This is a genomic window from Burkholderia sp. LMG 13014 (assembly GCF_905232215.1).
Taxonomy (GTDB): domain Bacteria; phylum Pseudomonadota; class Gammaproteobacteria; order Burkholderiales; family Burkholderiaceae; genus Burkholderia.
Genome location: NZ_CAJNKE010000280.1, coordinates 1 through 7,576, shown reverse-complemented (window position 1 = coordinate 7,576; position 7,576 = coordinate 1). Strand labels below are relative to the sequence as shown.

7 protein-coding genes are annotated in these 7,576 nt (G+C 67.1%); 6 read left to right on the top strand and 1 reads right to left on the bottom strand.

What is annotated here, in order from left to right; genetic code table 11:
- A partial coding sequence (locus JYJ84_RS23120; RefSeq protein ID WP_205189506.1) for a GntR family transcriptional regulator occupies nt 1-229 on the bottom strand: 229 nt, incomplete at its 3' end.
- A 108-nt stretch (nt 230-337) separates the two neighbouring features.
- Here JYJ84_RS23120 and JYJ84_RS23115 point away from each other — a divergent pair.
- The 6 genes from JYJ84_RS23115 (at nt 338) to JYJ84_RS23090 (ending at nt 7,458) form a co-directional block, all read left to right on the top strand.
- Nucleotides 338-1,444: an ABC transporter ATP-binding protein gene (locus tag JYJ84_RS23115; RefSeq protein WP_122949199.1), complete on the top strand. Its 1,107-nt coding sequence runs from the start codon at nt 338-340 to the stop codon at nt 1,442-1,444.
- A gap of 77 nt (nt 1,445-1,521) precedes the next feature.
- Entirely contained in the window at nt 1,522-2,568 is a 1,047-nt protein-coding gene (locus JYJ84_RS23110; RefSeq protein ID WP_175222888.1) for an ABC transporter substrate-binding protein, read from the top strand.
- Nucleotides 2,569-2,670: 102 nt separating this feature from the next.
- Complete coding sequence (locus JYJ84_RS23105) at nt 2,671-3,927, top strand: ABC transporter permease (RefSeq protein ID WP_175222921.1); 1,257 nt, start codon at nt 2,671-2,673, stop codon at nt 3,925-3,927.
- A gap of 37 nt (nt 3,928-3,964) precedes the next feature.
- A complete protein-coding gene (locus JYJ84_RS23100) occupies nt 3,965-4,801 on the top strand; it encodes an ABC transporter permease (RefSeq protein ID WP_122949202.1) in 837 nt (278 codons plus the stop codon).
- A gap of 220 nt (nt 4,802-5,021) precedes the next feature.
- Nucleotides 5,022-6,440: an MFS transporter gene (locus tag JYJ84_RS23095; protein WP_174960836.1), complete on the top strand. Its 1,419-nt coding sequence runs from the start codon at nt 5,022-5,024 to the stop codon at nt 6,438-6,440.
- Between the two features lie 85 nt (nt 6,441-6,525).
- Nucleotides 6,526-7,458 (top strand): LysR family transcriptional regulator, encoded by a 933-nt coding sequence (locus JYJ84_RS23090; protein WP_122949203.1) that lies wholly within the window; start codon nt 6,526-6,528, stop codon nt 7,456-7,458.
- Nucleotides 7,459-7,576 lie beyond the last annotated feature (118 nt).

The window sequence follows — 7,576 nt, the reverse complement described above, 5'->3', positions numbered from 1 at the left end:
TCAGCACGTAGCCTTCTGCCGTCAGCTGGTCGTACACGTGCAGCACGGTATTGCGCGCGATCGACAGGTCGGCCGCGAGCGTGCGCGAACTCGGCAGTTTGGTTCCTGGCCCCAATTCCCCGGTCAGGATGGCCTGCTGCATCAACTGCAGCAACTGGCGGTACATCGGCTCGGGCGAACTACGGTCGAGGCGGGCGGAGAGCCAGTCGGCGACGATCACGGTGTCCAAAGTGGTCCCACGCGGAATATTGAAATGGTTCCCTATTGTAGAACCGTGCGCGCCGTATAGTGATTCGCATCTCAAAATCAATTGTCGCGAAGCAAGGGGACAGCCACGATGAAGTCCGATGATGTGATCGTCAGCTTTCGCGGCGTGCGGAAGACCTACGACGGCGAGACGCTGGTCGTCAAATCGCTCGACCTCGATATCCACCGCGGGGAATTCCTGACGCTGCTCGGACCGTCGGGCTCGGGCAAGACGACCTGCCTGATGATGCTCGCCGGCTTCGAATTCCCGACGGGCGGCGAGATCCGCCTCGACGGCGAGCTGCTGAACAACGTGCCGCCGCACAAGCGCAACATCGGCATGGTGTTCCAGAACTACGCGCTGTTTCCACACCTGACGGTGGAGCAGAACGTCGCGTATCCGCTGACCGTGCGCAAGCTGCCGGCGGCCGAGCGCGCGGAACGCGTCGCGCACGCGCTGAAGATGGTGCAGATGGAGCGCTTCGCGAAACGCTACCCGGCGCAACTGTCGGGCGGCCAGCAACAGCGCATCGCGCTGGCGCGTGCACTCGTGTTCGAGCCGAAGCTGGTGCTGATGGACGAGCCGCTCGGTGCGCTCGACAAGCAGCTGCGCGAACACATGCAGTACGAACTGAAGGCGCTGCACGAAAAGCTCGGCGTGACCTTCGTGTACGTGACGCACGACCAGGGCGAGGCGCTGACGATGTCCGATCGCGTCGCGGTGTTCGACAAGGGCATCGTGCAGCAGCTCGACACCGTCGACCGCCTGTACGAATCGCCGTGCAACGAATTCGTCGCGAACTTCATCGGCGACAGCAACCGGCTGCGCGGCACCATCGCGCGCGTCGACGGCGAATTCTGCGAATTCCGGCTCGACGACGGCACGAAGCTCGTCGGCCGCCGCATCGGCGACGCGGCCGAGGGCGCGCCCGCCGTCGCGTGCATTCGCCCCGAACGCATGAGCCTTGCCGCGCACGGCGCGAACGGGCACGCGAACGGCTCGGCCGCCAACCAGTTGAGCGGCGAGGCGCGCAGCCTCATCTATTTCGGCGACCACGTGCGCATGCGCTGCGCGCTGCCGGGCCAGGACGAATGCTTCGTGAAGGTGCCGCTCGGCACCGGCGCGCTCGATGCGTTCTCGCCCGGCGTACCGGTCGCGCTCGCGTTCGCACCCGAACACCTGCGCGTGTTCGCGTGAGCAGGGTTTCCCCGATTTTCCGCAGCACGTCGTCAACAACAACTGCCCACTTCCACCACGAGAGGAGAGGAACCACCATGAACCGAGCAAGCTTTACCGCGCGGCGTACCGCGCTGGCACTGGCGCTCGCCGTCGTCGGCGCATCGGCTTCGGCTGCCGAACTCACGGTCGTCAACTTCGGCGGCGCGAACGGCGACGCGCAGAAGGCCGCGTTCAACCAGCCGTTCGAGAAGGCGACCGGCAACAAGGTCACGGCCGTCGAATACAACGGCGAGCAGGCGAAAGTGAAGGCGATGGTCGAGGCGAAGCACGTCAACTGGGACGTGGTCGAAGTCGAATCGGGCGACCTGAATCGCGGCTGCGACGAAGGGCTGTACGAGAAGCTCGACTGGTCGAAGATCGCGAAGAAGTCCGACCTGATTCCGGAATCGCCGCAGGTGTGCGGCGTCGGCTTCTTCGTGTGGTCGACGGCGCTGTCGTACAACGCGGACAAGCTGAAGTCGGCACCGACCGGCTGGGCCGATTTCTGGAACGTGAAGAAATTCCCCGGCAAGCGCGGCATGCGCAAGGGCGCGCGCTATAACCTCGAATTCGCGCTGATGGCCGACGGTGTCGCACCGAAGGACGTCTACAAGGTGCTCGGCACGAAGGCCGGCCAGGACCGCGCGTTCAAGAAACTCGACGAGCTGAAGCCGAACATCCAGTGGTGGGAAGCGGGTGCGCAGCCGCCGCAGTTCCTCGTTGCCGGCGATGTCGTGATGTCGACTGCGTACAACGGCCGCATCGACGCCGCGCAGAAGGAAGGCAAGAACCTGAAGGTCGTGTGGAACGGCAGCATCTACGACCTCGACTACTGGGCGATTCCGAAGGGTTCGCCGAACAAGGCGCTGGCCGAGCAGTACATCGCGTACACGCTGACGCCGAAGCCGCAGCAGGGCTATGCGCAGCACATCGCGTACGGCCCGGCGAACATCGCGGCGATCAAGTCGCTCGATGCGAAGACGCTCGCGAACCTGCCGAACTCGCCGGCGAACGGCAAGACCGCGGTGCTGGAAGATATCGGCTTCTGGACCGACCACAGCGACGAGCTCGAGCAGCGTTTCGCCGCATGGGCGACGAAGTAACAGCCGTTCAGGTGTCCTGAAGCAATCGGCCGCGCGGCACGTCGATCGTGTCGCGCGGCCTTCCGCTGGATCATGCCCGGCCGGAGAGAACCGTTGAATACGATGACGATCGCGCCTTCCTCGCCGTCGGCGGCCGCGCTCAAGCGCGAGCTGAAGGCCGCCGAAGCCCGCAAGCGCACGATGGCGCTGCTGCTGGTCGCGCCGCTCGCGATATTCCTGCTGCTGATTTTCGTCGTGCCGATCGGCACGCTGCTCACGCGCGCGGTGCAGAACCCGGAGATCGCGACCGCGCTGCCGAACACGATCGCCGCGCTGTCGGGCTGGGACCGCAAGGCGCCGCCGGCCGACGCCGCCTATGTCGCGCTCGCGGCCGACATGACGAAGGTGGCCGACAGCGAGGCGATGGGTGCGCTCGCGCGGCGCCTGAACACCGAGATTCCCGGCTATCGCTCGCTCGTCGCGAAGACGGCGCGCGCGATGCCGCTGAAGGGCGACAACGACGCGGCGCTGACGCCCGCGCAGACGCGCGAGAAAATCATCGAGCTCGACGCGCGCTGGGGCGACGTCGCGTACTGGCAGTCGATCGCGAAGAACGGCAGCCAGGTGTCGCCGTTCTACCTGCTCGCCGCGCTCGACCACAAGCAGGACGGCTTCGGCCACATCGTGCAGGCCGACCCCGACCAGTCGATCTATCTCGCGATCTTCGGCCGCACGTTCGTGATCGGCGTTGCCGTCACGCTGTTCGCGCTGCTGCTCGGCTATCCGCTCGCGTACTGGATCTCGACGCTGTCGGAGCGTCGCGCGAACCTCGTGATGATCCTCGTGCTGATTCCGTTCTGGACGTCGGTGCTCGTGCGGGTCGCCGCGTGGATCGTGCTGCTGCAGAGCGAAGGGCTCATCAACACCGCGCTGATCGGCAGCGGGCTGATCTCGCATCCGCTGACGCTGCTGTTCAACCGCGTCGGCGTGTACATCTCGATGACGCACATCCTGCTGCCGTTCATGATCCTGCCGCTGTACAGCGTGATGAAGTCGATCCCGCCGACCTACCAGCGCGCGGCCGTGTCGCTCGGCAGCCACCCGTTCGCCGCGTTCTGGCGCGTGTACGTGCCGCAGACTTATCCGGGCGTCGGCGCGGGCGCGCTGCTCGTGTTCATCCTCGCGATCGGCTACTACATCACGCCCGCGCTGCTCGGCGGGCCGAACGACCAGATGGTCAGCTACTACGTTGCGTACTTCACGAACGTGACGATCAACTGGGGCATGGCGTGCGCGCTCGGCGGGCTGCTGCTCGCGGCGACGCTCGTGCTGTACGCGGTGTACGGGCGCTTCACGCGCACGAACGTGAGCCTCGGCTGAACGCCGCGCACAACGAAACGGGAAGGGGAATCCGACCATGAAACTCGCCAGGCCGCTGTTCGCGCCGCACATGTCGTTCGTCGAGCGCGCGTGGTACGTCGCGCTGCGCGTGCTCGTCGTGCTGACGCTGCTGTACCTGATCCTGCCGGTACTCGCGATCGTGCCGCTGTCGTTCTCGTCGAGCACGTTCCTCGTCTATCCGATCCCGGGTTTCTCGATGCGCTGGTACGAGAACCTGATCGCGTCCGACGAGTGGCGGATGGCCGCGAAGAACAGCTTCATCGTCGCGCCGTCGGCGACCGTCGTCGCGACGGTGCTCGGCACGCTCGCCGCGATCGGTCTCACGAAGGCGGACTTCCGCGGCAAGGGGCTACTGATGGCCGTGCTGCTGTCGCCGATGATCGTGCCGGTGGTCGTGGTCGGCGTCGGCATGTACCTGTTCTTCGCGCCGCTCGGGCTCGCGAACACCTACACGGGGCTGATCGCCGCGCACGCGGCGCTCGGCGTGCCGTTCGTCGTGACGACGGTTGCCGCGACGCTGCAGGGCTTCAACCAGAACCTCGTGCGCGCCAGCCTGTCGCTGGGCGCGAATCCGGTGTCGACGTTCTTCCGCGTGACGCTGCCGGTCATTGCGCCGGGCGTGATGTCGGGCGCATTGTTCGCGTTCGCGACGTCGTTCGACGAAGTCGTCGTCACACTGTTCCTCGCGGGCGCGGACCAGACGACGCTGCCGCGCCAGATGTTCACCGGTATCCGCGAGAACATCAGCCCGACGATCGCTGCGCTCGCAACGATCCTGATCCTCTTCTCGACGAGCCTGCTGCTGGCGCTCGAATGGCTGCGCGGTCGCAATGCGCGGCGCGCGGTGAGCTGACCCGACTGGCCGGCCTGCTGCGCCTGCGTGGCCGCGCGTCCTGCACGGCAACGCGCTTTCTTTCATTTCGCTGACTGACGAGGCGGCCGCCTGCACGTTCGATGCGGCTCTGCAACAATACGGGGCGCGGCGGCGCGCGTTCCGTGCGGTGCGACCGGAACGCCGCCGCGAGTCCAATCCGCGACGCGGCGCACGCGTCGCTCGTCAGCCGAGCCTCATCTTGTCCGAATTCGCTTCCCCCGCCGGCGCGCATGAGCCGGCCGTCAACTGGCGTGCGATGTCCGCGGTGCTGCTGGCCGTCGCGCTCGCGACGCTCGACACCGCGATCGCGAACACCGCGCTGCCCGCGATCGCCACCGACCTGCATGCGTCGCCGGCCGCGTCCGTGTGGATCATCAACGCCTACCAGCTCGCGATGGTTGCGACGCTGTTACCGTTCGCGTCGCTCGGCGACATCGTCGGCCACAAGCGCGTGTATATCGCCGGGCTCGCGGTGTTCACGCTCGCGTCGCTCGGCTGTTCGCTCGCATCGACGCTGCCGACGCTGACGGCCGCGCGGATCGTGCAGGGCTTCGGCGCGAGCGCGATCATGAGCGTCAACGTCGCGCTGATCCGCGGGCTGTTCCCCGCGCACCGGCTCGGGCGCGGCGTCGGCTTCAACGCGCTCGTGGTCGGCGTGTCGTTTGCGGTGGGGCCCACCATCGCATCGCTGATCCTGTCGGTCGCCGCGTGGCCGTGGCTGTTTGCGGTGAACGTGCCGCTCGGTGTGTTCGCGCTCGCAGTGGCGATTCCGTCGCTGCCGCAGACAGCGCGCGGCAAGCATGCGTTCGATCCGGTCGCTGCCTTGTTCAACGTGATCACGTTCGCGTCGCTGATCTTCGCGCTCGGCGAGTTCGCGCAGCGCGGGCCGCTTTCCGTCGTGTTCGCGGCGGCCGCGGTCGCACTCGCATTCGGCTGGCTGCTGATCCGCCGCCAGGCCGGGCACCCGGCACCGATGCTGCCGGTCGACCTGTTTCGCCGGCCGGTGTTCACGCTGTCCGCGCTGACCGCCGTGTGCGCGTTCGCCGCGCAGGGGCTCGCGTTCGTGTCGCTGCCGTTCTATTTCGAAACCGTCCTGCATCGCGACGCGGTCGAAACAGGGTTCCTGATGACGCCGTGGTCGGTGATCGTCGCGCTCGCCGCGCCGATCGCGGGCCGGTTGTCGGATCGCTATCCGCCGGGCCTGCTCGGCGCGATCGGTCTTGCATTGCTGAGCGCGGGCATGGTGTCGCTCGCCGCGTTGCCGGCGGCGCCGAGCGTCGTCGACATCGGCTGGCGGATGATGCTGTGCGGCGCCGGCTTCGGCTTCTTCCAGTCGCCGAACCTGAAGGCGCTGATGTCGAGCGCACCGCCCGAGCGCAGCGGCGGCGCGAGCGGGATCATCGCGACCGCACGGCTGATCGGGCAGGCGACGGGCGCGGCGCTCGTCGCGCTGTCGTTCGGCATCGCGGGGCGCCACGGGCCGACGCTCGCGCTGATGCTCGGTGCCGGCTTCGCCGGGGCCGCAAGCGTCGCGAGCGGGTTGCGGCTCTTTGCACCGTCGCATCGGGCCGGCGTGCCGGCCGCGTCGACGCGCGTGAGCAAGCGAGCGACGGAGTAACGGGTAGCGCGCGGCAGGCCGGCGTGATTGACCGAGCGCACGGTCGGGTGCAACGTAGCATTTCACGTCGAATTCGCGAGCACATATGAATTTGCGCAGCGTTGATCTGAATCTGTTGGTCGCACTGGATGCGTTGTTGACCGAGAAACATGTGACGCGTGCCGCGACGAAGGTGGGGTTGAGTCAGTCGGCGATGAGCAGCGCGCTGGGGCGTTTGCGGATGCTGATGCGCGACGAGTTGCTGATACGCAATGCAACGGGCATGGAGCCGACGCCGCGTGCGCTGGAACTGGAAGCGCCGCTGAGACAGCTGCTTCGCCAGGCAGAGCGGCTCCTCGAGTCGGATGGCGCGTTCGATCCGGCAACGACGACCCGGCACTTCCGGCTGAGGATGTCCGACGTGCTCGAATATCTGCTGATGCCGTCGTTGCTCGCGCAGCTCGAACAGCAGGCGCCCGGCGTGACGCTCGACGTGGTGCACCTGTCGCCGGGGCAGACCGTGACCGCGCTCGATGCCGACGACGTCGACGTCGCGGTCAGCATGGATCTGGAGCATGCGGGCGCGGTGCAGGCGACACCGCTGTTCGACGACCGCATGGTCTGCGTGATGGCGCGGGACCATCCGTGTGCCGCTGAAGCGTTGACGCTCGACCTGTTCCTTTCCCTGCCGCATCTCAAGGTGTCCATCAGTGCGACCGACGGGCGTTACGTCGATGCCACGCTCGCCGGAATGCGCCGCGCCCGGAACGTGGTGCTCAATGTCCCGCACTGGCTGGTCGTGCCGCATCTGTTGCGCCATTCGTCGATGGTCGCGGTGATGTCCGCGCGCCTGGCCGAACGTTTCGCGGAAGACGGGCTGGTACTCAAGGCGCTGCCGTTCGAGTCAGCAGGTTTCCATTGGTCGATGTACTGGCATCGGCGCCACGACGGCGTCCCCGCGCAGATCTGGCTGAGGGAGAGGATTCGCGAGGCGGCGAGGCCGATGCGGTTGCCCGGCGCACAGCGCGCGGCGGGCTGAACGCCGTCGATGCGTCACGGGCGTCGCCAGCGCGGCAATTGCCGGAGACAGCTGATGACCGTGCCCGCCAGTGCGAAGGCGCTGCCGGCCCACAACGCGACGATCGGGCCACCGGCCC

Coding starts and splice junctions, on each gene's coding strand:
- JYJ84_RS23100 (WP_122949202.1), top strand. CDS start 3,965: ATGAAACTCGCCAGGCCGCTGTTCGCGCCGCACATGTCGTTCGTCGAG.
- JYJ84_RS23105 (WP_175222921.1), top strand. CDS start 2,671: ATGACGATCGCGCCTTCCTCGCCGTCGGCGGCCGCGCTCAAGCGCGAG.
- JYJ84_RS23115 (WP_122949199.1), top strand. CDS start 338: ATGAAGTCCGATGATGTGATCGTCAGCTTTCGCGGCGTGCGGAAGACC.
- JYJ84_RS23090 (WP_122949203.1), top strand. CDS start 6,526: ATGAATTTGCGCAGCGTTGATCTGAATCTGTTGGTCGCACTGGATGCG.
- JYJ84_RS23110 (WP_175222888.1), top strand. CDS start 1,522: ATGAACCGAGCAAGCTTTACCGCGCGGCGTACCGCGCTGGCACTGGCG.